Origin of the sequence: Aeromonas sp. 600886, assembly GCF_049174935.1 — a bacterium.
In the GTDB taxonomy this organism is placed as follows: domain Bacteria; phylum Pseudomonadota; class Gammaproteobacteria; order Enterobacterales; family Aeromonadaceae; genus Aeromonas; species Aeromonas veronii_A.
In genome coordinates this window covers 181,896-208,195 of record NZ_JAAKUB010000002.1, presented here as the reverse complement: position 1 = coordinate 208,195, position 26,300 = coordinate 181,896, and the positions used below count along the sequence as shown (strand labels likewise).

General features: G+C 60.2%; 26 protein-coding genes. 10 read left to right on the top strand and 16 right to left on the bottom strand.

Going from position 1 to position 26,300, the window contains the following annotated elements:
- Positions 1-167 precede the first annotated feature (167 nt).
- From G5179_RS02825 to G5179_RS02800, 6 genes are all read right to left on the bottom strand, one after another.
- Positions 168-1,205, bottom strand: a complete 1,038-nt coding sequence (locus tag G5179_RS02825; protein WP_201986354.1) for an acyltransferase — start codon at positions 1,203-1,205, stop codon at positions 168-170.
- A gap of 223 nt (positions 1,206-1,428) precedes the next feature.
- A complete protein-coding gene (gene pbpG / locus G5179_RS02820; protein WP_042053464.1) occupies positions 1,429-2,340 on the bottom strand; it encodes a D-alanyl-D-alanine endopeptidase in 912 nt (303 codons plus the stop codon).
- 260 nt (positions 2,341-2,600) lie between these two features.
- Positions 2,601-4,067 (bottom strand): glutamate/gamma-aminobutyrate family transporter YjeM, encoded by a 1,467-nt coding sequence (gene yjeM / locus G5179_RS02815; RefSeq protein WP_042053465.1) that lies wholly within the window; start codon positions 4,065-4,067, stop codon positions 2,601-2,603.
- Positions 4,068-4,502: 435 nt separating this feature from the next.
- Positions 4,503-5,381 (bottom strand): DMT family transporter, encoded by an 879-nt coding sequence (locus G5179_RS02810; protein WP_216952721.1) that lies wholly within the window; start codon positions 5,379-5,381, stop codon positions 4,503-4,505.
- Positions 5,382-5,414: 33 nt separating this feature from the next.
- Positions 5,415-6,335 (bottom strand): ABC transporter substrate-binding protein, encoded by a 921-nt coding sequence (locus tag G5179_RS02805; RefSeq protein ID WP_266134540.1) that lies wholly within the window; start codon positions 6,333-6,335, stop codon positions 5,415-5,417.
- A 119-nt stretch (positions 6,336-6,454) separates the two neighbouring features.
- Entirely contained in the window at positions 6,455-7,516 is a 1,062-nt protein-coding gene (locus tag G5179_RS02800; RefSeq protein ID WP_216952723.1) for a porin, read from the bottom strand.
- Between the two features lie 218 nt (positions 7,517-7,734).
- Here G5179_RS02800 and glpX point away from each other — a divergent pair, with 218 nt between their 5' ends.
- Positions 7,735-8,745, top strand: a complete 1,011-nt coding sequence (glpX, locus tag G5179_RS02795) for a class II fructose-bisphosphatase (RefSeq protein WP_005336386.1) — start codon at positions 7,735-7,737, stop codon at positions 8,743-8,745.
- A gap of 134 nt (positions 8,746-8,879) precedes the next feature.
- On the top strand, positions 8,880-9,131 hold the full coding sequence (locus G5179_RS02790) for a YkgJ family cysteine cluster protein (protein ID WP_005336384.1): 252 nt from the start codon (positions 8,880-8,882) through the stop codon (positions 9,129-9,131).
- A 70-nt stretch (positions 9,132-9,201) separates the two neighbouring features.
- Here G5179_RS02790 and G5179_RS02785 read toward each other — a convergent pair whose 3' ends face one another.
- The 4 genes from G5179_RS02785 to hemC are packed head-to-tail and all read right to left on the bottom strand — an operon-like array spanning position 9,202 to position 13,082.
- Positions 9,202-10,365 (bottom strand): heme biosynthesis HemY N-terminal domain-containing protein, encoded by a 1,164-nt coding sequence (locus G5179_RS02785; protein WP_106843456.1) that lies wholly within the window; start codon positions 10,363-10,365, stop codon positions 9,202-9,204.
- A gap of 10 nt (positions 10,366-10,375) precedes the next feature.
- The gene (locus G5179_RS02780; RefSeq protein ID WP_005336380.1) at positions 10,376-11,425 is read right to left on the bottom strand and encodes a uroporphyrinogen-III C-methyltransferase; all 1,050 of its coding nucleotides are present in this window, start codon (positions 11,423-11,425) and stop codon (positions 10,376-10,378) included.
- Positions 11,422-12,156: a uroporphyrinogen-III synthase gene (locus tag G5179_RS02775; protein ID WP_106843458.1), complete on the bottom strand. Its 735-nt coding sequence runs from the start codon at positions 12,154-12,156 to the stop codon at positions 11,422-11,424. The genes G5179_RS02780 and G5179_RS02775 overlap by 4 nt, the downstream gene beginning before the upstream one ends.
- Positions 12,153-13,082 (bottom strand): hydroxymethylbilane synthase, encoded by a 930-nt coding sequence (hemC, locus tag G5179_RS02770; protein WP_266134610.1) that lies wholly within the window; start codon positions 13,080-13,082, stop codon positions 12,153-12,155. Before hemC ends, G5179_RS02775 begins: the two co-directional genes overlap by 4 nt.
- 323 nt (positions 13,083-13,405) lie before the next feature.
- On the opposite strand from hemC, the gene G5179_RS02765 reads away from it, so the two are divergent.
- Entirely contained in the window at positions 13,406-15,925 is a 2,520-nt protein-coding gene (locus tag G5179_RS02765; protein WP_421257826.1) for a class I adenylate cyclase, read from the top strand.
- Between the two features lie 64 nt (positions 15,926-15,989).
- On the opposite strand, the gene G5179_RS02760 is transcribed toward G5179_RS02765, so the two are convergent.
- Positions 15,990-16,643: an alpha/beta hydrolase gene (locus tag G5179_RS02760; protein WP_421251926.1), complete on the bottom strand. Its 654-nt coding sequence runs from the start codon at positions 16,641-16,643 to the stop codon at positions 15,990-15,992.
- The gene (gene cyaY / locus G5179_RS02755) at positions 16,640-16,954 is read right to left on the bottom strand and encodes an iron donor protein CyaY (RefSeq protein ID WP_106843461.1); all 315 of its coding nucleotides are present in this window, start codon (positions 16,952-16,954) and stop codon (positions 16,640-16,642) included. Before cyaY ends, G5179_RS02760 begins: the two co-directional genes overlap by 4 nt.
- 73 nt (positions 16,955-17,027) lie before the next feature.
- Between cyaY and lptM the strand changes: the two genes are divergently transcribed.
- From lptM to G5179_RS02725, 6 genes are all read left to right on the top strand, one after another.
- On the top strand, positions 17,028-17,204 hold the full coding sequence (gene lptM / locus G5179_RS02750) for an LPS translocon maturation chaperone LptM (RefSeq protein WP_019444858.1): 177 nt from the start codon (positions 17,028-17,030) through the stop codon (positions 17,202-17,204).
- Positions 17,205-17,236: 32 nt separating this feature from the next.
- On the top strand, positions 17,237-18,487 hold the full coding sequence (gene lysA / locus G5179_RS02745; RefSeq protein ID WP_123172212.1) for a diaminopimelate decarboxylase: 1,251 nt from the start codon (positions 17,237-17,239) through the stop codon (positions 18,485-18,487).
- 185 nt (positions 18,488-18,672) lie between these two features.
- A complete protein-coding gene (dapF, locus tag G5179_RS02740; protein ID WP_005336371.1) occupies positions 18,673-19,503 on the top strand; it encodes a diaminopimelate epimerase in 831 nt (276 codons plus the stop codon).
- 91 nt (positions 19,504-19,594) lie between these two features.
- Positions 19,595-20,275 (top strand): DUF484 family protein, encoded by a 681-nt coding sequence (locus G5179_RS02735; RefSeq protein WP_421257825.1) that lies wholly within the window; start codon positions 19,595-19,597, stop codon positions 20,273-20,275.
- Positions 20,268-21,245: a tyrosine recombinase XerC gene (xerC, locus tag G5179_RS02730; RefSeq protein WP_227341541.1), complete on the top strand. Its 978-nt coding sequence runs from the start codon at positions 20,268-20,270 to the stop codon at positions 21,243-21,245. Before G5179_RS02735 ends, xerC begins: the two co-directional genes overlap by 8 nt.
- 32 nt (positions 21,246-21,277) lie before the next feature.
- Complete coding sequence (locus G5179_RS02725) at positions 21,278-21,988, top strand: HAD-IA family hydrolase (RefSeq protein ID WP_421257824.1); 711 nt, start codon at positions 21,278-21,280, stop codon at positions 21,986-21,988.
- Between the two features lie 76 nt (positions 21,989-22,064).
- On the opposite strand, the gene G5179_RS02720 is transcribed toward G5179_RS02725, so the two are convergent.
- Both G5179_RS02720 and G5179_RS02715 read right to left on the bottom strand, forming a co-directional pair.
- Positions 22,065-22,463: an STY0301 family protein gene (locus G5179_RS02720; protein ID WP_421249441.1), complete on the bottom strand. Its 399-nt coding sequence runs from the start codon at positions 22,461-22,463 to the stop codon at positions 22,065-22,067.
- 45 nt (positions 22,464-22,508) lie between these two features.
- Positions 22,509-24,035: a mechanosensitive ion channel domain-containing protein gene (locus G5179_RS02715; protein ID WP_416034968.1), complete on the bottom strand. Its 1,527-nt coding sequence runs from the start codon at positions 24,033-24,035 to the stop codon at positions 22,509-22,511.
- 145 nt (positions 24,036-24,180) lie between these two features.
- Here G5179_RS02715 and G5179_RS02710 point away from each other — a divergent pair, with 145 nt between their 5' ends.
- Complete coding sequence (locus tag G5179_RS02710) at positions 24,181-24,564, top strand: hypothetical protein (protein WP_227343122.1); 384 nt, start codon at positions 24,181-24,183, stop codon at positions 24,562-24,564.
- 3 nt (positions 24,565-24,567) lie between these two features.
- Here G5179_RS02710 and G5179_RS02705 read toward each other — a convergent pair whose 3' ends face one another.
- Positions 24,568-25,344 (bottom strand): gamma-glutamyl-gamma-aminobutyrate hydrolase family protein, encoded by a 777-nt coding sequence (locus tag G5179_RS02705; protein WP_216952729.1) that lies wholly within the window; start codon positions 25,342-25,344, stop codon positions 24,568-24,570.
- 392 nt (positions 25,345-25,736) lie between these two features.
- Positions 25,737-26,261: a ribosome biogenesis factor YjgA gene (gene yjgA, locus G5179_RS02700; RefSeq protein WP_421257823.1), complete on the bottom strand. Its 525-nt coding sequence runs from the start codon at positions 26,259-26,261 to the stop codon at positions 25,737-25,739.
- Positions 26,262-26,300 lie beyond the last annotated feature (39 nt).

The window sequence follows — 26,300 nt, the reverse complement described above, 5'->3', positions numbered from 1 at the left end:
GAGGAGGGGATTGGGGACGGGTTCTGCGGTCGGGGGCGCTCGGCTGAAAAGCAAAGCCATTGCAGCAAGCGGCGAGAACGAAGCGAGAGCAAAAAGGGCGTAGCGGAAGAGAAAGGGACGAAATGTGAAGAGCTATCCGGCCCGATAGGACGGGCCGGATATCGGACTCAGTGGGTGCGCAGCAGTCGGCGGGTGAGGGGCAGGGCCGTCAGCAGGCGATAGGCCAGCAGAGACGCTCCCAGCAGCAGCGGCACCTTGGCAATCTCCCACAGGATGGAGGCGCCCTGCGGGCCGAATACGAAGAGCCAGACCACCAGCATCATGTGCAGGCAGTAGATCCCGAGTACCTTGGGAGCCTGGCGCTCCAGCCAGCTGCCTTTGCCCCACTCGGGGTTGGCCAGCAGCAGGCCAAACAGACCGAGAGCCCAGGGAAGGGAACCGAGCAGGAAGTCGTGGCGGGTGAGCGGCACTTCGGCGAAGTGCTGCAGCGCCCAGGCTTCACAGCCATAGAGTACCACGCCCGCCAGCAGCAATTGCCAGCCGGTGCGGGCATCGGGCTGCCACTGACGCTGGCGCAACAGGGCCCCGAGCGCCACAAACAGCAGGGAGAAGAAGGGGCCGTTACGGGTGAGCAGTGGCCACTCGGCGCCCAGCAGCGGCTTGGCATAGGAGCCCCCCAGCAGCGCCAGCAGGTAGAGGCCAAGACCCAGCCAGAGGGTGAGCTCTGGTCTGCCAAGCCGGTAGCAGAGTGCCAGCAGGGTCACCGCCATGATCAGGGCTGGCAGGAACCAGAGGTGGATCATGCCGCCCACCAGCCAGCCATTGAGGGGGTCGCCGAGCTGGAATTGCCACTGCCCGCGCAGGGAGGTCAGATAGCCTTGCTGCACGGCATCTAGCGGATTGAACGGCACCAGCAGGTAGACCAGACTCCATACCAGCCAGAGCAGCAGCAAGGGGTGGCAGTAGCGCCAGGCCACGGTCAGCGGCGCTTCGCGGCTCAGTCTCGGCTGCAGAAAGTAACCGGCACAGAGGAAAAACAGCGGCACGGCAAAGCGGCATAACTGGTTGATGGTGCCGCTCAGCCAGAGCCAGGATCCACTTCCCCACAGGGCGGGATTGAACGGATTGGCGAAGGGGGATACGTGAATGGTCATCACGGCCAGAATGGCCAGTACCCGCCCGCACTCGATACTGGAAATGCGCATGGTGGCTCGTCGTTACAGGGGTTGTGATGGCACGCTAAAATTCTTGCTGCCAGGTTACAACCAATTGATTCTATTAGTGTGAATCACGCTGTTGAGTAGTTACGTTTTGTAACGGGATGGCGGAAGGTGTTACCTGTAGCGGGAACTGGATCCCATTTTTTGGGCGCGCTCATGCAGATAAAAAAAGCGAGGCAGGTGCCTCGCTTGGTTGGGGATCTCGAGCTTACTGGTGAGTCAGCATGCTGCTCTGGTTGGCTGCCAGGGTGGTTCTGCCCGAGCTCTCCAGCCAGGTTTTGATCCGCTTGGCATCGGCGACCCTATCGTTGGTGGTCTCGGCATTGAGCAACACCATGATCACCGGCTCACGATTGACCTTGGTGCCCAGCACTAGGCAGCGGCCCGCTTCGCGGATATAGCCGGTCTTGGAGAGGGTGAACTCCCATTGCCCTTCGCGGATCAGCCGGTTGGAGTTGAGGTAGTGCAGCTGACGCTTGTTGGTTCGCACATAACTCTGCTCGTCGGTGGAGTACTGGCGGATCAGCGGATAGGAGGCCGCTGCGGCGGCGAGCTTGGCGAGATCCTGCGCGGTGGAGACATTGCGCGGGTTGAGCCCGGTGCTGTCTGCATAGTGGGTATTCCACATCCCCAGCATGCGGGCTTTGGCGTTCATCGCCTCGACAAAGGCGCGCTGACCGCCGGGATAGTGGCGGGCCAGTGCCGAGGCGGCACGGTTTTCAGAGGACATCAGGGCGATATGGAGCATTTCGGCGCGGCTGAGCCTAGAGCCGATGGCCAGTCGCGAGCCGGTTCCCTTGATGCGGTCGATGTCGGCATTGGTCACGGTGAGCATTTCGTTGAGGCGCAGGTTGGCATCCAGCACTACCAGCGCCGTCATCAGCTTGGTGAGTGAGGCGATGGGCATTACCCGGTTGCCGTTGCGCTCGGAGATCACCTCGCCGGTTCTGTGGTTGGCCACCACGAAGGCAGCCGAGCTGAGGTTGGGCACATCCCGTCGCTCGAGAAAGCCGCTGCTGCTCTTGCTGCTGGCGGAAAAGGGGTTGGCATGGGCACTGTCCATAGTGGCCGGCAGCATTACTGCGCCAAGCAACAGGGGAAGGAGGGAACGCATCATCATGATCAGCTCTACCGGACGAAATACAGGGATATCTCGCTAAGTTATATGTCGTGAACTGGCGCTTCACAATCATTCTCACCTTGATATTGATAATTTACGGCGTTGAGCGTGCTCTGACGGCGAGGAGAGCGTAAAAGAGGTCTCCATAGAGTCTTTTTTTTGCATTGAAACTATGGACTGGCCGTGATGGCGAGCGGAAGCCGGCGCTAAAAAAATCGGGACCAGAACGGTCCCGATTGGCATGGAGCATTGCCTGCCGGTTAGTGGGCATCTTCCTGCTTGATCTTGAAGCGCATGGCGATCACCACGAACAGCAGCGGGCCAATGATGGTCCAGACGCCGGTGGAGATATCGCCGGAGATAAAGGGGGCGACCACGGTAAAGACGTTGCCGAAGGCGACCAGGATCAGGCTGATGATGGTGGCAAGCAGTACCGAGCCCGCGCTCTTGAAGAAGATCAGGTCCTTGCCCAGCGCCGGGTTGTTGCGATAGCGATACCAGGCGTAGATGAGGAACATGTAGGGCAGGGTCATGCCGACGTTGGTCATGGTGATGATCAGCTCGTAGAGGGCGGCGGCCCCTTCCGGGTTGATCAGGGTAAAGATGGACTTGGCGGCAATGAACAGACAGACCACCCAGGCTTGCACCTTGAGGGCTTCAATGCGCACGCCATTCTCGTTCTCGCGCTGGAAACGCTCCGGCCAGAAGTAGCTCGGGGTGCCGGTGATGAACTGGCGCAGTGGCGCGTAGGAGAGGGCGATAAAGGCGCCCAGATAGCTCAGGAACATGCCAAGGCCAGCAAAGCGCATGAACACCTGTCCCAGCCACTCGCCACCGAGATGGCGCCCCAGCTCCAACATGATGATGAAGAGGGCGGAGAGAGAGGTGATCCCCTCGGCCGGGAAGTCGCTCCAGCGCATGATTGAGCCGACCGCCAGAAAGCCGATGATGTAGCAGAGTACGATGAAGGCGCCGGAGAGGAAGATGCCGCGCTTGAGGTCACGCTCGGGATCTTCCAGCTCGTCAGCCACCCCGGCCATCGCCTCGACCCCGCCGTAGGCGAAGATGGCGAACACCATAAAGCCGAGGAAGGGGATGATGTCGTTGAACGCGGCATTGGGAGACGCCGTCAGCGATGCCTGGGTGAAGGGCTCCTGCAGAGTCATGCCGCTCACCGCGAAGGTGAAGACGCCACCGACCAGCAGCAACACGTTGAGTGCCACCACGGAGAGACCGCCGATAGCCGCCACTTTGGCGAAGCGGGCGCTGCCCAGGGTGATGAGCTTGGTGACGGTGGCAACCAGTGCGATGGCGACTACGCCCAGAATAAAGGGGCCAAAGTCGATGCCGGTGCCCAGGGTGACCGGGATGACGGTGATGTCGCGGCCAAACAGCATGAAGGAGAGGGGCACCCACATGGAGAGCGCCTTGCCAAACATCCAGATGACGTAGGAGGCGAACCACATGGTCAGACCGATAAAGGCGAATCGGGTCGAGACCGAGTGGCGCATCCAGGTAAAGATGCCGCCTGCCTCTTTGCGAAAGCCGGTGCCGAATTCGATCATCATCAAAATGAACGGGATGAAGAAGAACAGACCGCCGATCACGAACATCGGAATGGCGGCATATCCCATTCGGTAAAAACCGATCCCGATATTAGTGACGCCAAATACCGATGTTAATATCATCAATATAAAGGCGCCCAATTTCAGCTTTTTTGCTGACATATTAAAAACTCCCTGATGGTGCTGGATTTAAAATAATCAAAAATTAAACGGACGAAACCAGACCCATTAATAACGCGGTAGCGCCATGCCATCTTGCTGTGGCGGGCGCGATCGGGTCATCTCTGACCGGGCTGGCTTACCCGTCAGGCGGTCAATGAATGTATGGGCGGAGCTGCATGGTCTGTGCCATGCGCGGTATTGGTCAGCGTTGCCGAAAATTAACTGTGAACGATTTTATCATTAATGCTGCTGGGCAGGTAAGTTTCCCGAATGAAGCTGTGGTTGAAATAAACAGACCTGCCAGTTAATTGATACGTTGCGGATGTAAACATTTACGCCCAGGCCGACACTTATTTCCATTATTGGTATTCGGCATATTTGGCGGAGTGAATTGCGCCATCCTGCCTGATAAATCCGCCCCAATGGCGACAGCGTTTATCCTCCCAGCCGGGTCAGCAGCACGCCGCCGGTAATAATGGCCGCCGCCGTCAGCCGCATGCGCCCGAGCGGCTCTTTCAGCAGCCAGACCGAGAGCAGAATGGCAAACAGCACACTGCTTTCGCGCAGAGCCGCGACCACGCCAATGGGTGCTTGGGTCATGGCCCAGATAACAATCCCGTAGGCGAGCAGTGACATGGCACCTCCTGCCATTCCCGCCATCGCATGGCGACGGATCTGGCGCCATGCGTTGCGTTTCTGGTGGACGATCAGCACCAGCAGCATCGCCAGCCCGGTGCAGGCAAAGAGCCAGAGGGTGTAGCGTACCGGTTCACCCCCTGCGCGGGCGCCGGCTCCATCCGAGAGGGTATAGGTCGCCGTGAACATGGCCGTGATCAGTGCTGCCCGAACCGCTTTGCTGTCAAGGCGCTGCTGCCCACCTCGCCAGGCCATCAGCAAGACCCCCATGATCAGCACGCAGGCGCCGATGATGCCGCCGTAACCGGGGTAGTCCCCCAGCAGCAGGGCACTTAACGCCATGGCGAGCAGCGGGGCACTGCCACGGGCCAGCGGATAGATCTGGCCAAAATCGCCCTGATTGTAGGCATGGCTGAGAAACAGGCAGTAACCGATATGGAGCAGGACTGAGAGGCCGAGCCAGGGCAGCTCGGCAGCAGAGGGAAGCCCCATGGGCAGCAGCGCCACGGCGGCGATAAGCCCTGAAAAGATCGCCACCAGTGACACCCCCACCAGCCGCTCTTCGCCAATTTTGACCAGCGCATTCCAGCTGGCGTGAAGCAGGGCTGCCAGCAGAACGGCAAAAAAGACGGTGGTGCTCATGGGAAAAGGCTCTCGGGCGATGGGGGCCAACAGCATACCCGCCTGGAGCCTGATTGGCCGAGATCTTTATCAAAGCTTCGGTTTCTCGGGGTTCTTCTCCTGCTTGGTGGTGCTGCCCAGTTGCCCCAGCACCAGTTTGGGGTGGGGATCTGTCTGCAGCGGAATATCCTGCAACTGCGTTCCCTGCTGGTGGCGATGGATGATTACTGCGGCCATCTTGCCCAGCGCCTCGTAGCTGCTGATGGTGCCAACGCTGCAGCCGTGCTCGACGAACAGCTCTGCACTGCAGATGGTAGGGATGGCAGCTGCGTTGAGTGCATTCAGCAAACGGGGGGCGATGGAGAGCAGATAGCTGTCTGCGGCCAGAAAGACGATGTCGTTTTTGGCATCCTGTTGCAGCCGCTTCAACTCGTTCTCCAGTCGCTTTGGATCCGGTGCTATACGCCAGGTTGCGACTTGCCATTGGTAACCTTTGGCCGCGTTGATCAGCATGTCGGCCACCAGCAGGGTGTTTTGCTCCCGCGGGTTGAAGGGTAGCAGCAGCCGCTTATCCGATGGGAGGTACTTGCTGGCATTGGCCAGTTGCAGCGCCATCGGCACCATATTGCTTACCCCGGCGACCATGCTGTTCTGAGCCTTGTCCTCAGAGAGAAAACCTGCCCCGACAGGATCTGAAACCACATTGAATATCATGGGCTTGCGATTGGCGACCAAACTCTTTGTCATGGTGGTGGCTGTGGTACCGAAGGTGTAGATGTAGTCGTATTCGGCCAGTTTCGGCAGCATCTGCTGACGTAGCATGGTCGCCAGCGCCGTGCGATCCTGATTGGCATTGTAGACGGTGATGGTGGTCTGATAGCCAAGTCGGGTCAGTTCGGCCCGAAAGCCCGCCTCGGCGGCGGTTTCGCCACGCCACAGTACCATGGCGATATTGAGGGCGTGAGCGGGAAGAGCCAGCAGCAAGAGCAGGACGAAAAGCAGCCTGACCATGATCATCTCTCCGGCGATACATCTACTGTTGAGCCTAGGCCAGTTTGTGGTTTTCTGAGCAACAGCGACGAAAAAGCGCGATGGCAAGCCATCGCGCTTTGGGTATCAGAAAACCTCGATTAGAAGTCGTAGCGAGCAGCCAGCTGGAAGTCATCCTTGTTGGCGGTCGCTTTGCCGGCAACGCTGTCCAGATTGTTGATGCGGTATTCGCCGATCACCCGCAGGTTCTTGTTGAACTTGTACTGGGCTCCCAGGGTGTAGTAATCCACATTGTCTTTCTTGGTGCCAGCCTTGTCCTGCTCCTGTTTGTTCCACAGCGCCATCAGACCGAAGCCATTCTCGAAGTTGTAGCCCAGCGCGGCTTCCCAACCGGTGTGATCGGTGCCGGTCGCCAGGAAGTCGCTGCCATCGGCATAACTGAGGGCGGCGTAGGCGGCCTTGTTGTCAAACTTGGCGGAGATCAGCCACAGTTTTGCATCTTCTTCACCGCTCTTGTCGCGCAGGCCGACGTTATAGGCAGTACCCAGCGACAGGTTGAAAGGGAAGGTATAGGCCACGGCTGCTCCGTAGGCCGCGTCGCTATCCTTGCTGGTAGTCTCTTCGGTGTCACCACCGTCGAATTTGTAGCTGGTGTCGAGCTGGAAGCCATTGAACAGGCCGGAGTATTTCAGTACGGAACCGGCGCGGTTGGTGGCGAAGGTGTCGGTCTTTGCACCCAGCGCTTCGTTACCGTAGCCGTCGGAGAGGGAGACATCAGTCCAGTCCGCCAGGAAACCCGGGGCACCTTTCTGGCGACCGAAGGTCACTGTACCCCAGTCAGCGCCCACACCGGCAAAGGCCAGACGGGTACGCAGGTTGTCGGAGCTCTCGCTGATGGTCTTCTCGCTGTCGTTGATGTACATCTGAACTTCGTACTGGGCCAGCGCCTTCAGACCGCTCTGGATCTGGGTTTCAGCCTTGGCACCGAAGCGGACAAACTGGTTAGCCCCTTGCTTGGCGCTGTAATCCTTGGTGCCATTCGGGTTGGCGGTATCGACGTTTTCTTTCTTGTCGCCGAAGAATTGACCGGCGTAGATGCGGCCATACAGGTCCAGCATGGCGGTATCATTTTTATACACCTCAACGGCTTGCGCCTGGAAGGCGGCGGTCAGAGCCAGTGCCACTACAGTCAGCTTTTTCATCTTAATCCCTTGTGTTGCAAGCTTTTGTTTTGAAGACGGGGCCATCCTAGGGAAGATGCATGACAGCGGGGTGACAACTGGATGAAGAGTCGATGGCAATTGGGTTGCAATTGGATGAATTGGCTACATTTATGCACCTGGCAGCTACTTTTGTGCGCAAAGGTTTGCCCTTGTGGTAGAATGCCGCCCGTTTTCGAGCTCCATAGGTTGGATATGCGATGAGACGTGAACTGGCAATCGAGTTTTCCCGAGTGACGGAAGCGGCTGCACTGGCTGGCTACAAGTGGCTCGGACGTGGTGACAAGAATATCGCTGATGGGGCGGCCGTAGCGGCCATGCGCCACATTCTCAACCAGATCGAGATCGATGGTGAGATTGTGATCGGCGAAGGTGAAATTGATGAAGCGCCGATGCTCTATATCGGCGAGAAGGTCGGTACCGGACACGGCGACGCGGTGGATATCGCGGTCGATCCCATCGAGGGTACCCGCATGACCGCCATGGGTCAGGCCAACGCGCTGGCCGTGCTGGCGGTGGGCGACAAGGGTTCTTTCCTGAAAGCACCTGACATGTACATGGAAAAGCTGATCGTCGGGCCCAAGGCCAAAGGCGCCATCGACCTGGATCAGGCTCTCGAGCTGAACCTGAAGTCCGTGGCCAAGGCGCTGGGCAAGCCGCTCTCCCGTTTGACTGTCATTACCCTGGCCAAGCCGCGTCATGACAAGGCAATCAAGGAGATGCAGGGTCTGGGCGTGCGGGTGTTCGCCATTCCTGATGGTGACGTTGCCGCCTCCATCCTCACCTGTCTGCCGGACAGCGAAGTCGACATGCTTTATGGCATCGGCGGCGCACCGGAAGGGGTGATCTCCGCGGCGGTGATCCGCGCGCTGGATGGCGACATGCAGGCCCGTCTGGTGCCGCGTCACCGGGTCAAGGGCGACAGCCCGGAAGTGCGTGCGTTGGGCGAGCAGGAAATTGCCCGCTGCGAAGCGCTGGGCATCGACGTCAACAAGGTGCTCAAGCTGGAAGATATGGCGAAGAATGACAACGTCATCTTCTCCGCCACCGGCATCACCAAGGGTGATTTGCTGGATGGCATCACCAGCGATGGCGTGATGGCGACCACCGAGACTCTGTTGATCCGTGGTAAATCCCGTACCATTCGTCGTATCAAGTCGATCCATTACCTGGAGCGCAAAGACAGCGTGGTACGTGACATCATCCTGTGATGATGGCTCGCTGAACCGGCTGTGTTGTTTGAAGCCCGATCGCCCGTGCGGTCGGGCTTTTTGTTGTGCGCCAGCTACGTTTGTGCCGCCGCTTCGGCTATGGTGGTTCAGACCGTCTCAAAGGAGTGGAGTCTATGGAGTGTCGTAGTGGCTGCGCGGCCTGTTGCATCGCCCCCAGTATCAGCAGTGCCATTCCCGGTATGCCAGATGGCAAACCGGCAGGTGTCCCCTGTATCCAGCTCGATAGCGCCCTTGGCTGCAAGATTTTCGGTCAACCGGAGCGGCCGGCGGTGTGCGGCGGTTTTCGCCCCATGATGGATGTGTGCGGCAGCCATCGCGCCGAGGCCATCTGGCTGATCGGCGAGCTGGAGCGGCTCACCACCTGACGAGGGCAGGGCGAAAAGATAAAAAAAGAGGCCGCATCATGCGGCCTCTCGCGTTTCTTTTCGCCGGGGATCAGATCCCCGCCAGCTCCAGTGCCTGACGATAGTATTCGTTGGCCTTGTTGGTGAGGCGGCGCTTGTCCATCAGCTGGCCGAGGGCGTGATAGGCGGCGGCGCTCGGCGCCCGCTCCACCTCCTGCTCCAGCAGCTTCTGGGCATCGTCCAGCTGACCGGCCAGCAGATAGAGCTGGGCCAGTGCGGTGTCCACCTCCGGTTGCCCCTGCTGCTTTTGCAACAGCGCCAGCAGCGGCTGATAGCTGTCGAGTTTCAGCTTGGGTAGGCGAGCCAGCAGCTGCGGCATCGGCTGTTTGCGCAGCGCCTCCTGCCACAGGGTGGCGGCCTCGCCGTCGGCGCCCAGCTGGCGCAGCAGATCGCCGTAGCAGGCCAGCAGCTCTGGCTCAAGGCGCAGCTTGCGCGGCAGATCCTGCCACACCGCCTTGAGGGTTTCGAGGCTGCTGGCAGCCTGTTGCAGGCGACCAGACCAGGCCTGTTGCAGCAGCTCTTCTTCCTGTTTCGGGGTCAGCTTGCCTACCTTGTGCAGTGCCGGGATCAGGTCGCACAGAGCGCTCCAGTCCTGACGGGCCAGATGCACCTGGCGTAGCTGATCCAGCACCATGGGGTGGCGCGGGTTGAGGGCGTAGACCGACTCCAGCATCGCCAGCGCCGTGTCGTACTGGCCCTGCTCGATCTGCAGCTGGGTCTGGGTCAGGGTGAGCGCCAGCTCGGCCTTGGGATTCTCCTCCTGCGCTTTTTGCAGGTATTGATCCCGGCGTGCGTCGTCACCACGGGCCTGTGCCGCCTTGGCGGCGCTCAGGTAGTTGAGCAGCGGGGTGTCGCTGTTGCTGGCCCCCTTGATCATCAGCTTTTCAGCCTGACTGTAGTGCCCTTCGGCCATCGCCAGGGTGGCGGCGACGGTCTGTTGATTGGCCTTGCGGCGGCGGCGCGAGCCGTACCAGCCGAGGGTCTTGCGGCGCAGGCCGAATACCCGACCCAGCAGCCACTCGACGATCAGCAGGGCGCCGTAGAACAGCACGGCTAGGATCACCGCGCTGGTGACGGAAGATTCGATGGTGTAATTGCCCAGGGCAATCAGCACATAGCCCTTGTTACCGGAGGCTTGCGGGCCAAAGATCAGCCCTGCGACCATCACGGCAACCAGAATGATTATACGGATCATGGTGCCCTCCTCAGCTGCTGGCCAGAATGCGTTGCAGGCGTTCGGTCAGCACCTGCTCCAGCATGGCCTGGGTCTTGAACTGGGCCGGATAGTCGATCTGGATCTGCTCACCCTTTAGCTTGTCGATCTCGCCCTGCATGTAGCGGGTGGCGCTGTTGTCGGTGTCGAAATATTGGGTCAGCCAGCGCTGGGCCTTGTCCAAGCTGTCTTCGTAGAGCGCCTGCTGCTCGCGATAGACGGAGAGCTGGGCCTGCAACAGCTTGGTTTTGAGGTTTTCACGCAGGAAGATCTCCTGCTGCGGCGAGAGCAGCGCCTCGACCGCGCCATCGCGGCGACGGATGGTGACGAAGTTCTCGGTGAACTTGACCCAGTTCTTCTTCAGGTTGCTCTCCCACTCGTCTGGATTGGTGCTGACCGCTTGATCCGGCTCGGCCTTGGCTTCCGGCATGCTGACGGTGGAGAGGGGCAGCAGCTCGATCTGGTCGGACAGTGCCGCCAGCTTGAGGGTCAGTCCCTCGCGGTCGATGCGCGGCATCCCCTTGAGCTTGGCGATATCCTCGGCCAGCGCCTTGCGGATCGGCATCAGGCTGGGGTCGTTGAGGGCGGCGATCCGCTCGTCGGCATTGCCGAGCAATGTGATGGCGGAGACGAGGTCATGCTCCAGCCACAGTTTGCGACCCGCCATCCGAACCAGATACTCGGATTCGGCCAGCATCCAGTCGTTGGGGCGTTTATCGTTGAGATCCAGTACCCGGTTCTGCAGACCCTGCATCTCCCCTTGCAGCCGCTGCTGGGTTTGATCCAGCGCGGCCAGCTGCTCGGCATCCTTGCTGCTGGTCTGGTCGATCTTGCTCAGGGCGCTCGCCAGCTGCTGCTTGAGCTGGGCCAGTTCGGCTTGCTGGGCCACGGCATTCTTGTGACCGTGCAGATAGAGACCGCCGGTCAGGCCAAGGGCCAGCAGGATGGCGACCCCTCCCAGTACGGCACCGGAGCGGCTCTTGCTGCCATTGACCGCAGCGGTCGGCTGGGGTTTTACCTGGGATTCTTGTTGTTCTGTCATTCCATCTTCCTCAGTTCCAGTGCGGCCGTCAGGGCCTGGTTGGATGCACCTTGGGCAATCGTGATATGGATAAAGCCCGCGGAGTGGGCCATCTCGGCCACTCGCGGGCTGGGGACCACCAGCAGGCGGTCAAAAAGCCAGGGCCGCTGGTGGTCGGGAACCAGCTCCAGCAGCCGTTGCAGCAGTTCACCACTGGTAATGAGCAGGCTGTCCAGCCCCGCTGCCTGCCAGTGGCGGGTCAATGTCTCCCCGTCTAGCTCGGGGTAGTGGCGTTCATAGGCCGCACAATAGTGCACCAGAGCACCGCGTGAGGCCAGTGTGCTGGCGATGAGATCCCGCCCGCCATTGCCGCGCAGGATCAGTACCCGTTTGCCTGCTACCTGCTGCAGGGCGGGCAGGGCCAGCAGCCCTTCGCTGCGCGGGTCATCCGGGCAGCTCGCCGTGATGCCGATGGCTGCAAACGCATCTGTGCTGGCCTGACCCACCGCAAAGTACTCAATATGTGGCCAGGTCTGACCAGTTTGCAACAGAAAATCGTGTGCAAAATGAACGGCATGGATGCTGACGGCGATAACCACGTCGGCACTGCGCAGCAGGTCGGGCAGGAGAGGGAGTTCGCTGCCCGCCACGGTTTCCAGCAGCGGGCAGCAGAGTGGTGCATGGCCGTGCTGGCGCAACAACTGCACCAGTTCGGCGGCCTGGGCGGCCGGACGCACCACCAGCGGGGTCATGCGCGGTAGACCTCGGCGAGGATCTCGTCGGCACCGGCGGCCAGCAGGCGCTGGGCCAGTTGCTCGCCGAGGGCCTCACCATCGGCCAGCGGGCCGCGGATCTCGTCACGGATTACCTGGCTGCCATCCGGGCTACCCACCAGACCGCGCAGCCAGATCTGCTCGCCTTCGACCAGTGCGTAGGCACCGATAGGCACCTGACATCCCCCTTGCAGGGCGCGATTCATGGCGCGTTCGGTCAGCACCCGGGCGCGGGTCTCGGCGTGCTCCAGCGGCGCCAGCAGGGCGTGAAGCTCAACATCGTCGAGGCGACATTCGATACCGACGGCACCCTGACCGTTGGCGGGCAGGCTCTGCTCCGGCTCGATAAAGGCGGTGATGCGGTGCGCCATCTCCAGTCGTTTCAGACCGGCGGCGGCGAGGATGATGGCGTCGTACTCACCGGCATCCAGCTTGGCGAGGCGGGTGTTGACGTTGCCACGCAGGTCGCGGATCACCAAATCCGGGCGCGCAGCGCGCAGCTGGCACTGGCGGCGCAGGCTGGAGGTGCCGACCACGGCCCCTTGCGGCAGTTCGGCAATGGCTGTGAAACTATTGGAGACGAAGGCGTCGCGGGGATCTTCCCGCTCGCAGATGGTGTGCAGACCGAGCCCCTCGGGGAACTCTACCGGAACGTCTTTCATGGAGTGAACGGCGATATCGGCCCGTCCTTCCAGCATGGCGGTCTCCAGCTCCTTGACGAACAACCCCTTGCCACCGACCTTGGCCAGCGGGGTATCGAGGATCTTGTCACCCTGAGTGCTCATGGGCACCAGTTCGACCTGCAACTGCGGGTGCAGGGCTTCGAGCCGGTCTTTGACAAAGTTGGCCTGCCACAGGGCCAGCGGGCTCTTGCGAGTGGCAATTTTCAGGGTTCGGGCTGCCATATCAATCAGTTGTTTCATTTTTAGAAGGAAATCGATATTACCACCCTTTGCCCGGGCTTTCATGGCGGAGCCGGCAAAAGCGGGGCCAAGCTCAAAAATGCATGCTGAAAATGATTTTCATTAAGCAAGCTATATTGATTAATTCATTGAATGTATTGGAGTTTAATGATTTCCCCTGATACTTGATGTGGTCATACCAGAAATAATCTGACGTTTAGCTGAAGGCTTGTTTACCACCGCTGTTTGCATTGTTAACATGATCACACTTTTTTGACGTATCCCCCTTTTGGTGCGTCATTTTCACTTAGGTGATAGGCAGGGCATTGCAGGAACACATCGATACGCTGGTTGCGCGTTATGACGACATTACCCGTCTCAAGACGCAACGGGCGTTAGGCCTCATGAGTCGCTATGGGCAGCAGGTATTCCAACTGCTGCCTGTCATGCTGCACTTCAATCATCCCCTGCTGCCCGGTTATGTCTCCGGTGATGTCCCTCATGGCATCTGGAGCTTCAGCGCCACCGCCGAACAGCAAGCCTTTATCGATGACCTCTGTCGCAACGCCAACTGCCAGAGCGGTCTTGCCACCCATGATCGGGCCATTCAGGGGCTCTACTCCATGGGCAGCACCTCCTCCATCGGCCAGTGCTGTCACTCCGATCTCGATATCTGGGTCTGCCACGTGGCCGGTTTGTCGCAGGAGCGGCTCGATCTGCTGGAGCTGAAGTGCCAGCAACTCTCCAAGTGGGCCGAACAGCGCGGGGTCGATCTCAACTTCTTCCTGATCCCGGAAGACAAGTTCCGCCAGACCAACGATGCCCAGATGCAGGGGGAGAGCTGCGGCAGTGCCCAGCACCTGCTGTTGCTCGACGAGTTCTACCGCAGTGCCATGCGCATCGCCGGTAAGCGACTCATCTGGTATCTGGTTCCTGTCGAGTGTGATGATCACTACGACGACTATGTGAACGGGTTGTTCGAGAGTGGCAAGCTCAGGCAGGATGACTGGCTCGATCTCGGCAGTTTTGACCGGATTCCGGCGGAGGAGTATTTCGGCTCTGCCCTGTGGCAGCTCTACAAGGGGATCGATTCCCCCTATAAGGCGGTGCTCAAGTCGGTGCTGATGGAGGCTTATTCCCACGAGTACCCCAACACCCGGTTGCTATCGATGATCAGCCGCGACTGGTTTCAGCACAACGAGGGGATGCACTACCGGCTCGACAACTATTGTCTGATGCTGGACAAGGTGACCAATTACCTCAAGTCCATCGGCGACATGGCGCGACTCGATCTGGTGCGCCGCTGCTTCTACCTCAAGGTGTGCGATGGCCTCAGTCATCCCAAGGATGATCACTCTCCCGAGTGGCGCCGCGAGCAGATGAGCCAACTGGTCTCCTACTGGGGTTGGAGCCAGGATAAACTGTACCACCTCGATCATCGCCACGAGTGGAAGGTCGAGGAGGTGAAGATTGCCCATGCCGAGTTGCTGGAGGCCCTGATGCAGAGCTACCGCAACCTGATCCAGTTCGCCCGTCGCAACAACATCAGCGAGTCGATCAACCCGGAAGATATCGGCATCCTGTCGCGTAAACTATACGCCGCGTTCGAGAGCCTGCCGGGCAAGGTGCAGCGGGTGAACCTCAAGATCGCGCCGGATCTGAGCGAGCCCGACCTTAGCTTCGTGCAGGTGCCCCACGGTCGCCTCAACCGCGCCGGCTGGTATCTCTACAAACATTCGCTGGAGCCGGTGGACATCATTGGTCGCGCGCCGCTCGAGTTCAACGGCTACATCAGCAAGCTGGTCTCCTGGGCCTACTTCAACGATCTGCTGACCCCCCAGTCGCGGGTGCACCTGTTCAATCAGGGCTCGGATCTGCACATCGACAATCTGCACCAGTTCTGCCGCGATCTCTCCGGCTGCTTCCCCGAGAAGTACCCGCTGGCCACCAATCTGGCTCTCAGCCGGCCGTGCGAAATTCGCCAGCTCTCCATCTTCCTCAATTTGGAGATGGACCCGACCAGCCACTGGGTCGGTCAGGTGATCGAATTTGACGCCAATACCGTGGATGTCTTCTCGTTCGGTCGCAATCAGGAGTGTCTGGTCGGTTCGGTGGATCTGGTCTATCGCAACTCCTGGAGCGAGATCCGTACCCTGCACTTCCAGGGGGATGAAGCCGTGGTCGATGCCCTCACCACCATCCTCGGCAAGATGCATCAGGATGCCGCCGCCCCCGAGATGATCGAGGTGTTCTGCTACAGCCAGCACTTCCGCTCTCTGGTGCGCTCCCGCTTCCAGACTTTGGTGGCGGAGTGTATCGACCTGCGCCTTGCCCGCGACAAGCAACAGCTGGTCAAGACCATGGCCCTTGGCCGCGAGAAGTACGGCATCTTCTTCGAGCGGCGCGGGGTGTCGGTGAAGAAGCTGGAGAACGCCATCGATTTTTACCGCCACATCTCCCACAACAAGCTGGATCACCTGCCGCTGCGGCTCGACAAGACCCACAGCCAGCATCTGCCGAGCATCGTCGATGCCTACGCCAGCGAAGGGTTGGTGCAGTTCTTCTTCGATACCCGGGATGCGGGCACCAACATCTATATCCTCGATGAGGCGAACCGGGTGGAGATCTACCAGCACTTTGCCGGCAACAAGGATGAGCTGGTGGCCGGGGTCAACCGCTTCTATACCTCCAATCACGAGCGGTTCAGCGATGATGGGCAGTTCATCAACTTCAACCTGCCCCAGTACTACGAGATAGTACAAGTGAATGGCGAGCTGGATGTGATCCCCTATCGCAGTCAGGGGACTCTGCGTGAACAGGTGCCGCCCACCCGGGAAGTGGGTTGATCCGTCAGTTGGAATCGCCATAAAAAACGGCCTGCAGATACAGGCCGTTTGCTTTTGCGGTTGTTCAGGCGCCGAGACGAGCCAGCAGCCAGCTGCGAATGTCGCCCAGCTGCGGACGGCAGATCTCGTGACGCATCGGGTACTCGTGCCACTCGGGGTCGAGCCCGGCGCTTTCCAGCCGGTTCTTGGCATCCCAACCGAGCGACAGGCTCACCACATCGTCGTAGATGCCGTGCATGTAGCAGATGGGCAGGGTGCGAGCAGCCTCGCTCATCTCGCCGAGCAGCTTGTCGGGGGCAGCCAGATAGGTGGACATGCAGAGCAAGCCCGCCAGCGTAGCCTGATAGCGCAGCGCGGTGAAGGAGGCAATTACCCCGCCCTGTGAGAAGCCTGCCAGCACGATATGCTCGGGGACAAACCCGTCGGCCACCAGCTGATCCAGCAATGCGGCAATCTGGTCGGCTGATTCACGGACATGGGACTCCACGGCCCGCTCGGCGGGATCCTCGAAGCTCTTGATGTCGTACCAGCCGCGCATCTTGTAGCCCATGTTGATGGTGATGGGGCGCTCGGGGGCATCCGGCAGCAGGTGACGCACCGGCAGCTCGGCGGGCAGATCCAGCGCGTCCACCAGTGGGGCGAGACCTGCGCCGGAATCACCCAGCCCGTGTAGCCAGATCACCGCGTGACGGGCGCCCTGCGGGTGCAGGTCGATCATGGAAACACCACCTCTTCACCCGCCTGGGCGGAGCAGGATTGGCTCAACAGCGCCTTGAGCTCGTGGCCGAAGCGGTTGTCGATCCAGGTGTCACCCTGCAGTTCGAAGTGGAAGCCGTTCTCGCGGGTGGCGACCCAAATCTGGTGCAGTGGCTCCTGCTTGTTGATGATGACCTTGGTCTTGTTCTCGAAAGAGAGGGTCAATACGCCACCGTTGCGTTCGCAGTCGATATCCGGATACCCCTCGTCGAGCGTGTCCTCCACATATTGGAAAAAGGCGTCGGTCAGGGCGTGATACTCGTGATCCTTCATCGGTTTATCCTGTTGCTTTTAACAATGTGAGTGCGATTATAGAGGGCCAAAAATTTTTTCGCAGCGAACCATTATGATCACCCAGTTCACCAAGTGTCTGCTTGCCACTCTTCTGTCCCTCGGGTTGGCCGCGTGCGGTCTGAAGGGGCCGCTCTATATGCCGCCCCCCGAGCAGCCACAGAGCCAGAGTACACCGCAAGCAGCGCCGCCTGCGACCACTGAGGCTGCCACCGAGGCCGCGCCGCACTAATGCCGCACCCATTCTAGGAAGGAACCGCCCCCTTGGATCACTTTAACTACGACGCCGCCGGCCAGCTTCAGGCCGAGCAAACCTCGCTGCAACAGCTTGCCGAGCAGTACGGTACCCCGCTTTACGTCTACTCCCGTGCTACCCTCGAGCGCCACTGGCACGCCTTCGACAAGGCCGCTGGCGATATTCCCCATCTGATCTGCTATGCGGTGAAGGCCAACTCCAATCTGGCGCTGCTCAACCTGCTGGCACGACTGGGCTCGGGGTTTGACATCGTCTCCGGTGGCGAGCTGTCGCGGGTACTGGCGGCGGGCGGTGATCCGGCCAAGGTGGTCTTCTCCGGTGTAGCAAAGAGTGAAGCCGAGATGCGCCTTGCGCTGGATAAAGAGATCCTCTGTTTCAATCTGGAGTCGGAAGCCGAGCTGGAGCGCCTCAATCGGGTGGCGGGCAGCATGGGCAAGAAGGCTCGCGTCTCGGTTCGGGTCAATCCGGATATCGATGCCGGTACTCACCCCTATATTTCCACTGGCCTCAAACAGAACAAGTTCGGCATCCCCATCGAGCTGGCGCCAGCCATCTATCGCAAGGCGGCCGCGATGGCGAACATCGAGATCGTCGGGGTGGATTGCCATATCGGCTCGCAACTCACTGAATTAAATCCCTTTATGGAAGCGGCTGACAAGTTGCTGCGGCTGATCGACGGTCTGGCGGCGGAAGGGATTCATATCCACCATCTGGATGTGGGGGGCGGCCTTGGGGTCAACTATGGTTCCGAGCAGCCACCCCATCCGACCGAGTATGCCGAAGCGCTCAAGCAGAAGCTGGCGGGCCGGGATCTGACCCTGCTGTTCGAGCCGGGCCGCGCCATCGTCGCCAATGCCGGTGTGCTGCTGACCCGGGTCGAGTACCTGAAGCCGGGCGAGACCCGCAACTTCGCGCTGATCGATGCCGGCATGAACGACATGCTGCGCCCCTCGCTCTACGGCGCCTGGATGAACATCATCGAGGTGGATAGCCGTGCCGGCCATGCTCCCGCGATCTATGACGTGGTGGGCCCGGTGTGCGAGACCGGCGACTTCCTCGGCAAGGAGCGCACCTTGGCCATTGCCGAGGGCTCCCTGCTGGCAGTGCGTTCGGCCGGAGCCTACGGCTTTACCATGTCATCCAACTACAACACCCGTCCGCGCGCAGCCGAAGTGCTGGTGGATGGTGCCGAAGCACACCTGATCCGCGAGCGTGAGCAGTTGGCCGATCTCTGGCGCGGTGAGCACCTGCTGCCCTGATGGCGCAGGCTGGGACAATGATTTCATAACGGTTGACGGTGAGTTTTTACAGCCCTAACAGCACAGGAATGCACGATGTGGACAGACTGTTCCAGGATGCATGGGGCTTTGGACAACGACTTCATGGCGCTTGGCGACCCTTGGTTCGGTGAATTTTTACAGCCCTAACAGCACAGGAATGCACGATGTTGATAGATTTTTCCAAGATGCATGGCTTGGGCAACGACTTCATGGTGGTGGATGGCGTCACCCAGAAGGTATTTTTCAGCAATGACGTCATCAAGAAGCTGGCAGATCGCCACTTCGGGATCGGCTTTGACCAGCTGCTGCTGGTGGAGCCGCCCTATGACCCTGAACTCGACTTTCACTATCGCATTTTCAATGCCGATGGCAGCGAGGTGGAGCAGTGTGGCAACGGTGCCCGCTGTTTTGCCCGTTTCGTGCGTCTCAAGGGGCTGATCAACCGGGATCGCATCGCGGTCAGTACCGCCCGGGGTCGCATCGTGTTGCAGCTGGAGGGGGAGAATCAGGTCACGGTCAACATGGGTGTTCCCCAGTTTGAGCCGGGCAAGATCCCGTTCCGGGCCCAGAAGGCAGAGAAAACCTATCTGTTGCGGGCGCAGGAGCATACCGTGATGTGTGGCGTGGTCTCCATGGGCAATCCCCACTGCGTCATCGAGGTGCCTTCGGTCGCCGATGCGCCGGTCGAAACGCTGGGTGCCATCATGGAGCGCCACGAGCGTTTTCCCGAGCGGGTCAACGTCGGCTTCATGGAGATGGTCAATGCCACCGAGATCAAGCTGCGTGTATTCGAGCGGGGCTGTGGCGAGACCCTGGCCTGCGGCACCGGTGCCTGTGCGGCGGCGGTGATTGGCATCAGTCAGGGCAAGCTCAAGGAGCGGGTCACCGTCAGTCTGCCGGGCGGCAAGCTGACCATCGCCTGGAAGGGGCCGGGCCAGCCGGTCTATATGACAGGTCCCGCCGAGCATGTGTTTGACGGCCAGATAGAGGTTTAGCCGATAAAGGTTCAGGTACGGGGGGCGTTGGCCCCCTTTGCCCATGATGTCGGGGCCGCGAGTCCCATTTCTCTGATGGATCAATCAATTTATGAGCGAACTCAAACGGCAGGAGCAATCGGTGGATGAAGCCACTGTGCTGGAGTACCTGGCCCGTTATCCCGAGTTTTTCCAACGCCATGCCGCCGTGCTGGACAGGATCCGCATTCCCCATGAACGCAAAGGGTCGGTCTCGCTGGTCGAGCGCCAGCTGGAGCGCCAGCGCGAGCGGATCGAACAGCTGGAGCAGGAGATCACCGAATTGATGGGGAGCGCCAGCGAGAACGAGCGCATATTCCGGGTCTATGCCGATCTCTACGGCGAGCTGTACGGCTGCCAGACCCTGTTCGAAGTGAGTGCCGTGATGGGCAAGGCCTTTGTCCAGCGGCTGCGCCTGACCGGGCTGCGGCTCTGGCTCAATCCCAAGAAGTTTACCCTGAGCGGGCCCGAGCAGCGCTTTCTGGCACAGGGCAAGCAGCTCGAATCCCTGCTGGGTCAGCGTCTGCCGGGGCAGGATTACTACTTTGGCCGCCTGAGCCAGAGCGAGAAGCAGGCGCTGTTTGGCCACGATGTGCTGGTCAACTCGGTGGCCCTGATGCGGCTTGGCGATCTCGGTGTGCTGGCCTTCGCCAGCTCGGATCCCGGCCACTTTACTCCCCACAACGACACCCTGCTGCTGGGCCAACTGGGGCGCCTGCTGCAACTGCGTCTGCCCGAGTTGACTCATGGCTAGAACACCGGCCAGGGCGCCCGCCAAAGCTCCCGTCGTCACACCGCCACTGCCCGCGGCACTGGCGGACGAGCTGGCGGCCTTTATCGAATACCTGAGGGTCGAGCGTCAGCTCAGCCCTCATACCCGCAATAACTATCAAGCCCATCTGGAGGCGATGACCGCCGAGCTGGTAGCCCTGGGGCTCACTGACTGGGGTCGGCTTGAGGCGAGTCAGGTGCGCACTCTGGTGACCCGGATGCACAAGGCGGGCCTTGCTCCTCGTTCCCTTTCCACCAAGGTCTCGGCCCTGCGCAGCTTTTGCGACTGGCAGGTGCGGCAGGGGCGACTGACCGCCAATCCGGCCCGTGGCATCGTCACCCCCAAACAGGGGAGGCCGCTGCCGAAAAACCTCGATGTGGACGAGATGCACCAGCTGCTCAACATCACCGACGAGCAGGATCCGCTGGCGGTGCGGGATCGCGCCATCATGGAGCTGATGTACTCTTCAGGGCTGCGTCTGGCCGAGCTGGTGGGGATCAATCTGGTGGATTTGAAGCTCGATGACCGCCAGCTCAAGGTGACCGGCAAGGGCTCGCGGGAGCGGGTGCTGCCCATCGGCCGGATGGCGGTCGAGTGGCTGCAGAAGTGGCTCAAGGTGCGCCCGCTGCTGGCTGGGGATGAGAGCGAGGCGCTGTTTGTCTCCAGCCGCAAGCAGCGGCTGTCGGCCCGCTCGGTGCAGGCTCGCCTCGATGGCTGGGGCAACAAGCAGGCGCTCAACGCCCACGTCCATCCCCACAAGCTGCGCCACAGCTTCGCCACCCATATGCTGGAGTCTTCCGGCGATCTGCGGGCGGTTCAGGAGCTGCTGGGACATGCCGACCTCTCCACCACCCAGATCTATACCCACCTCGACTTCCAGCATCTGGCCAAGGTCTACGACAGCGCTCACCCAAGGGCCAAGCGTGACCCGGATGCACAGGACGATGAATAACGGGCCCTGAGCCCCGTTGCAGAGGAGAGTCCATGCACTTCTATCGCCGCTGGCAGCCGGTTGCTGCCATCTCGTTTGACCTCGATGACACCCTCTATGACAACGGCCCCGCCATCGTGCGCGCCGAGCAGTGGATGCTGAACCATCTGCGCAGCGAATATCTGGCCACCGCCATGCTCGACAAGCCGCGCTGGCTGGAGCTAAAACGCGCTGTGTTGATGGCTCGGCCCGAGCTGCGCCACGATGTCAGCCTGGCGCGCCAGCAGACCATCCGCGCCGCCATGGTCGAGGGGGGGATGGCCGACCAGCAGGCCAGTCGCGAGGCGGAGCAGGTCTTTGCTGCGTTTCTGGCAGAGCGCTCGAAGATCGATGTGAGCGAGTCCACTCATCAGCTGCTGGCCAGATTGGCCGAACGCTACCCGCTGGTGGTCATCACCAACGGCAATCTGGATCTGCTTCAGGCAGGGCTGGATCGCTACTTCACGCTGGTCTGCAAGGCGGGGGCGGGCGCCAGGATGAAACCGGCGCCGGATATGTTTGAGCAGACCCGCAGTGCCCTCAAGCTGCCTGCGCAGCGGATCCTCCATGTGGGGGATCATCCCGAGACCGATGTACTGGGTGCCCGTCTGCATGGCTTTCGCGCCGCCTGGCTCAACGAACGGCAGCAACCGTGGCAACGGCTGCAACAGTTGCCGGACGTGGGGCTGACGGCACTGGAGGAGCTGGCTGAGCTGCTGCTCTGATGGTGCTGGCGGGTGGCCACGCTCAGGCGGTAATGGCTGTCAGCGAATAGCGATATATGGCAAGGGGTTACGCCCGCTATTTGCGACAAACCAACCCGAGCAGGGTGTAGCGGTCGCGCTGGTTGACGCGGCAGTAACTGATGCCGACGGGCAGCGCCTGCTGCAGGGTGATGGCGCTGTTCTGATAGCGGCAGACCAGATAGAGGGGGCGCAGGCTGCTATCGAGCTGGCTCCAGTAGTGGATCTCGTCGCTGTCGCCGTTATCCGGTTTGAGCTGGACCCGCTCATCGGGATTTCCGTCAAACAGGGAGAGACGATCCAGCCGATGGGTGAGGCGCTCGCCAGGTTTGCCGTTGTCGTTGCGGGTCACGGCCTGCCAGCCCTGCTGCGGGGTCAGCAGCTGCTGGCGAGCCTCGATGGTGGCAGGACAATCAAATTGCAGGCTGGCGGCAAGGGCCAGGGTTGTCAGTAACATGGCTGCTGTTCTCTCTTCACGTCCTCAACAAGATGCCATGCTACGTCATCTGCCCCCGAACAGCTTCATCAGTTTATCAAGCAGATCAAGCTGTTGTGGTGGCCGTTTCATTGACTCTGCCTCTCGTTCCAGCAGTGCCTGTTGCTCCTGCTGACGGTCACTCAGTACTCGATAGAGGGGCTCGACCAGTGACTCGCGCTGGGCGACCAGCTCCTGGAACATGCTCTGATTGATGCGATAGGTTTCGACGGTGGCCACCGCCCGCACGGTGAAGGTACTGGGTTCGCCGGTGAGCAGGCTCAGTTCCCCGAAGAAGTCACCTGCGCCGAGAGTGCCCAGTTTCAACTCTTTCCCTTCCAGATTAATCAGCATCTCGGCTTCACCTTTGACCAGTACGAACAGCCAGCTGGAGACCTCACCCTGCTCCAGCATGATGTCACCGCTGACAAAGGGGGCAAACTTCACCTGGTCCGCCAGTCTGATCAGCTCATCCTCCTGCAACATGGCAAACAGCGGCAGCTTGCGCAGGGTATCGGTTCGTTCGGCGGTGTGGCGCTTGTGGCGGGCATCCAGGTGCTGCTTCTCCTTGGCCATAAAGACATTGAAGATCGGTGGGGTAAGACGGCGATCGTTGCGACGCAGGGCGGCATCGATCAGGCTGCGTACCATGGAGTCGGTCGGATCGTCGCGAGCCAGATCGGTCAGCCAGTAGCGCACCGCATAACGGGCAATCCCCCCCTCGACATTCATCAGCAGGCAATCCGGTTGCGGATGCTTGGCGACGCAGGGGAGCTTGGTCTCTCGCAGGGATTTCTCGATCAGGGCGATGATCTGGGTCGGCAGGGTATCCAGGGTCAGATCGAACCAGACCCAGCGTCGCCACTGCAGCGGCTCGCCACGGCGACGCCCGAGCACGGTGAAGCGCTGTTTGAGCAGATGACTGTTGGGGATGACCACAGTTTCCCAGTTGCGGGTCTCGATGGTGGTGGCACGCCAGTTGATCTCCACTACCCGGCCCTGGGTGGTGTCCACTTGCAGCCAGTCCCCGATGGCGATGGAGTTGTCGAGCTGAATGGAGACCCCGGCCAGCAGATTGCCCAAAGTATCCTGCATGGCGAAGGCGATGACCGCGGTGATCACCGCCGAGGTGGTGACTATCTCCCCGAGCGCCATGCCGGAGGCGTAGAGGCGAAACAGACCCCAGCCGATATAGCCGATGGTGATGACGATGTCGGCGATGATCCGCGGGATGCGGATCTGGCAGAGGGGCAGAAGAAATTCGAACAGCAGTATCCCCCACACTTTTACCAATATCAGGCCCGCCAGCAGGGTGGAGATCTCGATCAGCAATTGATGGGGCAGCGGCAGTTTGAACCAGCCCCCTTCCAACTGGATCAGCAGGATCACGACAGTGCTTATCATCACGAAGCTGAGCTCGGAGAGCAGCTCCCGTCGTTGCCCGGGGCGGCGCCAGAAGTGGAGCAGCATCAGAGAGAGTGTGAGCAGGGTCCAGAACGGGTGTTCGCGGATCCATATCAGTGTGGGTAGCGCAGTGAGGTTGTCGCTGAACATGACGGCCCCTTGTGATGGTTTTATTTCCAGCATAGCCGTTCCGGCACGGGGAAATGGTGCGTTGGGGCAGCAATTTATTTATCCTGTGCAGAACCGGGCAAAGGAGTGCGATTGAGTGAAATTTTCAAAGAAAATCATCTGTTTGATGGCCCTGTTGCCACTGGCTGGCTGCGATCTGCTGGTCGAGAAGTATCGGGTCGAATTCCGGGATGGCTCCTGGCGTGAAATAGCTATTACCCCCTTCTCCAGCGAGGCGCGCTGGCGCGAGGGGTGTGCCACCGGCGAGGTGCTGAGCGATATGAAGGTGCCCATCAAACGGGGTGATACGGTCAATGGCCGCGAGCAGTTGCTGATCGGCGGCGAGAAGTTCGAGCTGGATGACAACAACCTCTACCGCAGCAACGGCATGGTGTTTGGCCATTCGCCTGATCATATCCAGCGTGGGCTCAAGGGGATGGATATTTGCCGTACCCTGCGCCCCGAGCGGGGCGGATTGCCCAAGCTCAAGGCGCGAGGATTTGGTGAATAAGCGTTAACGATTATCTCTCTGACGGCGTCGGCAGGCGTCACCAAAGGCCTGGAAGATCTTGATGGAGTGAGGATTCTCGCTGGCTTTCCACTCCGGGTGCCACTGTACTGCCAGCAGGAAAGGGGAGAGGGTAGGGGCATGGATGGCCTCGACCAGTCCATCTTCGGCATGGGCCAGCGGCTCTAGGCCATCACCAAGACGGTTTAGCCCCTGTCCATGCAGGGAGTTGACCGGTATCTGTTCAGCCCCCATCAGTTCGGCAAACCAGCTGCCCGGCAGCAGCTCAATCTGATGGCTTGGCCCATACTGTTCGTCGACCGGATCGTCGGCATCTTCCCGATGATCGTCATAACCCGGTTCGGTATAGACCTTCTGGTGGATATCTCCGCCCAGTGCCACGTTGATCTCCTGCATGCCGCGACAGATCCCGAGGATCGGCATGCCACGGGCGAGGGCTCCCTTAATGAGGGGCAGATCGAACAGGTCGCGATCCCTGTCCTGCTGTTTCTCCGGGGTGAGGTTCTCCTGTCCGTAAAGCGCCGGATCGATGTTGGAGCCGGCGCCGCTCAGATAGATGCCGTCAGCCAGATCCAGATACTGCTCCAGATCGGCGGTGCCACAGCAGGTGGGCACCAGCAGCGGGACACAGCCGCTGATCTCGACCAGCGGCATGATGTATTTGTGGGTCATTACCTGATAGGCGTGGCCGTTGCGGGGCTGGGCCCCCATGGTCATCAGCACGACGGGTTTACGGTTGGTGACGAGTATGGAATTTGGCATAGAACACCCTGATTATCCCTGGCGTTGAAGTCTCATCCTGCACCTTGGGCAGACCCTTGCACATCGGCTGGGCAAGGGCATGCCTCAAGGTATGGTCATGGGATCCCGCGTCTTACCGGGTGGCAGAATCGAATCGTCGGTCAGCCTCGGCAGCGACAGCCTGGATCCTCTCCCCAGTCTGCCAAGGCTGTTCAATATGTCAAACAAAATGATGCAAAATTGTTAATGCAATAGTTTTGAATGGTTCTTTAGTGGCGATTTTACTGGGAAAAACGGATAGGGATGTATGCCAGGAACACCAGAGTGGTGGATATATTAAACGCACAGGGAGGGGGTAGGGGAAAAGGCATCAAGATAAACACGCCTCCGCAAGGGGAGGCGTGTTTCGGGGGTCACAGCAGGCCTTCGATCTCGCCGCGCAGATACTGGTACATCTCGCGGTAGGCGACCGGCGGCTTGTTCAGCTCCCGCTCCTTGTTGGCGGAGCGGATCAGCTGGCGCAGCTTCTGGCGATCCAGCTCGTGGAACTGGGACATCAGCTCGTTGAGGGCGCTGTCACCTTCGGTGATCAGGCGCTCGCGCCACTGCTCCAGGCGATGCAGGCGTGCATTCACGGTGGAGTGACGGTTCTTGATGATGGAGAGCGCTTCGGCAATCGGCTCGATATCGCGGCTGCGCATCAGGCGGCCGATGAACTGCAGATGGCGACGGAAGGACTCATCCTTCTTCGGCTTGAGTTTGCGACCCAGCTCGACAGCTTCTGCAAGCTCTTCATCCAACGGGATTTTTTCCAGCTCGCTGTGGCTGAGGGAGACGATCTCTTCCCCCATTTTCTGCAATGCTTCGGCATCGCGCTTGAGCTGGCTCTTGCTGGGGCCCCAGTCTTCGAACTCGTTGTCGTCTTGATATTGACTCATCGGTCTCTTGATTCCTGTCATTCACGTTTGGTGGATATG

Coding starts and splice junctions, on each gene's coding strand:
- G5179_RS02825 (WP_201986354.1), bottom strand. CDS start 1,205: ATGCGCATTTCCAGTATCGAGTGCGGGCGGGTACTGGCCATTCTGGCC.
- pbpG (WP_042053464.1), bottom strand. CDS start 2,340: ATGATGATGCGTTCCCTCCTTCCCCTGTTGCTTGGCGCAGTAATGCTG.
- yjeM (WP_042053465.1), bottom strand. CDS start 4,067: ATGTCAGCAAAAAAGCTGAAATTGGGCGCCTTTATATTGATGATATTA.
- G5179_RS02810 (WP_216952721.1), bottom strand. CDS start 5,381: ATGCTGTTGGCCCCCATCGCCCGAGAGCCTTTTCCCATGAGCACCACC.
- G5179_RS02805 (WP_266134540.1), bottom strand. CDS start 6,335: ATGGTCAGGCTGCTTTTCGTCCTGCTCTTGCTGCTGGCTCTTCCCGCT.
- G5179_RS02800 (WP_216952723.1), bottom strand. CDS start 7,516: ATGAAAAAGCTGACTGTAGTGGCACTGGCTCTGACCGCCGCCTTCCAG.
- glpX (WP_005336386.1), top strand. CDS start 7,735: ATGAGACGTGAACTGGCAATCGAGTTTTCCCGAGTGACGGAAGCGGCT.
- G5179_RS02790 (WP_005336384.1), top strand. CDS start 8,880: ATGGAGTGTCGTAGTGGCTGCGCGGCCTGTTGCATCGCCCCCAGTATC.
- G5179_RS02785 (WP_106843456.1), bottom strand. CDS start 10,365: ATGATCCGTATAATCATTCTGGTTGCCGTGATGGTCGCAGGGCTGATC.
- G5179_RS02780 (WP_005336380.1), bottom strand. CDS start 11,425: ATGACAGAACAACAAGAATCCCAGGTAAAACCCCAGCCGACCGCTGCG.
- G5179_RS02775 (WP_106843458.1), bottom strand. CDS start 12,156: ATGACCCCGCTGGTGGTGCGTCCGGCCGCCCAGGCCGCCGAACTGGTG.
- hemC (WP_266134610.1), bottom strand. CDS start 13,082: ATGGCAGCCCGAACCCTGAAAATTGCCACTCGCAAGAGCCCGCTGGCC.
- G5179_RS02760 (WP_421251926.1), bottom strand. CDS start 16,643: ATGATCGACCTGCACCCGCAGGGCGCCCGTCACGCGGTGATCTGGCTA.
- cyaY (WP_106843461.1), bottom strand. CDS start 16,954: ATGAAGGATCACGAGTATCACGCCCTGACCGACGCCTTTTTCCAATAT.
- lptM (WP_019444858.1), top strand. CDS start 17,028: ATGATCACCCAGTTCACCAAGTGTCTGCTTGCCACTCTTCTGTCCCTC.
- dapF (WP_005336371.1), top strand. CDS start 18,673: ATGTTGATAGATTTTTCCAAGATGCATGGCTTGGGCAACGACTTCATG.
- G5179_RS02735 (WP_421257825.1), top strand. CDS start 19,595: ATGAGCGAACTCAAACGGCAGGAGCAATCGGTGGATGAAGCCACTGTG.
- xerC (WP_227341541.1), top strand. CDS start 20,268: ATGGCTAGAACACCGGCCAGGGCGCCCGCCAAAGCTCCCGTCGTCACA.
- G5179_RS02725 (WP_421257824.1), top strand. CDS start 21,278: ATGCACTTCTATCGCCGCTGGCAGCCGGTTGCTGCCATCTCGTTTGAC.
- G5179_RS02720 (WP_421249441.1), bottom strand. CDS start 22,463: ATGTTACTGACAACCCTGGCCCTTGCCGCCAGCCTGCAATTTGATTGT.
- G5179_RS02715 (WP_416034968.1), bottom strand. CDS start 24,035: ATGTTCAGCGACAACCTCACTGCGCTACCCACACTGATATGGATCCGC.
- G5179_RS02710 (WP_227343122.1), top strand. CDS start 24,181: ATGGCCCTGTTGCCACTGGCTGGCTGCGATCTGCTGGTCGAGAAGTAT.
- G5179_RS02705 (WP_216952729.1), bottom strand. CDS start 25,344: ATGCCAAATTCCATACTCGTCACCAACCGTAAACCCGTCGTGCTGATG.
- yjgA (WP_421257823.1), bottom strand. CDS start 26,261: ATGAGTCAATATCAAGACGACAACGAGTTCGAAGACTGGGGCCCCAGC.